The 1,194-nt window shown below is 75.0% G+C and carries 1 protein-coding gene; it reads left to right on the plus strand.

Annotation, left to right across the window (positions count from 1 at the left end; genetic code table 11):
* Positions 1 to 513 precede the first annotated feature (513 nt).
* Positions 514 to 1,194 (plus strand): HtaA domain-containing protein (locus VR44_RS06705; RefSeq protein WP_169790983.1); only part of this gene is annotated, 681 nt, incomplete at its 3' end.

Raw genomic sequence — 1,194 nt, forward strand, 5'->3', positions numbered from 1 at the left:
GTCAAGTCCCCGTCGGCATTCCGTGCGGGGCCGTGGTTACCGTCCGGTTCTGTCCGGGTTCCCCCGCGTGGGGGGAGCACCGGGGGCGCACCGGTGCGCGTGCGCCACCGCGAGCCCGAGGCCGTGCGGGACGACGGCCGCCGCGTCACCGGTCCCGGCCCGGACCGCCGCGGCGGCCCGGCGGGCGCGCGGGGGGCGGGCGGATGCCCCCGTGAGCCGGGCGCCGGTGGCCGGCCCGCCTGCCGGCGGCTTGCTCCGGGGCGGGGGCCCGCGACGGCCAAACGGGGTGCCCGAAGCCGCGTTCGAAGGTACGGTCCATTTCACGGATGCCCATCTCGACCTGGATCTCGGCAAGTTGAGCGTCAGGGCGGAGAACGGCAAGGGCGTCCCGTCCGCCGGCCCGACCACCGGCGGGGAGCCGAAGAACGCCGTGGCGCTGGACCCGCACCACCTTCAGCGCGTCCCCCTCACCGCACACCCCTTCCCCTCCCGTTCCTCCAGGAGTCCTCACCCATGTCCTCCTCCCACCTCCGCCCGGCCGCCGTAGCGGCCGTGCTCCTGACCGCCGCCGCCCTCGGCACCACCGCCTTCGCCCTGCCCGCGATGGCCGAGGGCGGCGGTCCGGCCGCCGGGGCCCAGGCGGCCGCCGCACCGGTCCCGCTCCTGGGCGGCACCCTCGACTGGGGCGTGCGCGACGGCTACCGCAACTACGTCGAGCACATAGCCGGGGGCACGATCACCGCCAAGGACGGCGCCACCGTCAACCGGGACCGCAGCTTCCGCTTCACCTCGGCCACCGGCACCTACGACAAGGACGGCACCCACGCCGTGAAGGCGGCCTTCAAGGGCGCCGTCACCTTCGAGAGCGAGGCCCACGGCTTCACCCTCACGATCGGCAACCTCCGCATCGACACCGCCGCGAAGACCCTGACCGCCGACGTCACCCGGGACGGCAAGTTCACCGCGGACGTCGTCGTGGCCAAGGTGGCCTTCGCCGACGGGAACACGACCGGCCTCAGGACCACCCTCACCAAGCAGTTCGCCGACCTCCTCGGCTACCCCGACTACGCCGACCAGGACGGCGACAAGCTGACGGCGGCCCTGGAGCTCCCCAAGTCCCCGACCGACCCGACGCCGTCGTCCCCCGCCTCCTCCTCGGCCCCCGCTCCCACCCCTTCCGCCCCCTCCACCACC

The sequence above is a fragment of the Streptomyces katrae genome (genome assembly GCF_000966975.1).
Taxonomy (GTDB): Bacteria; Actinomycetota; Actinomycetes; order Streptomycetales; family Streptomycetaceae; genus Streptomyces; species Streptomyces katrae.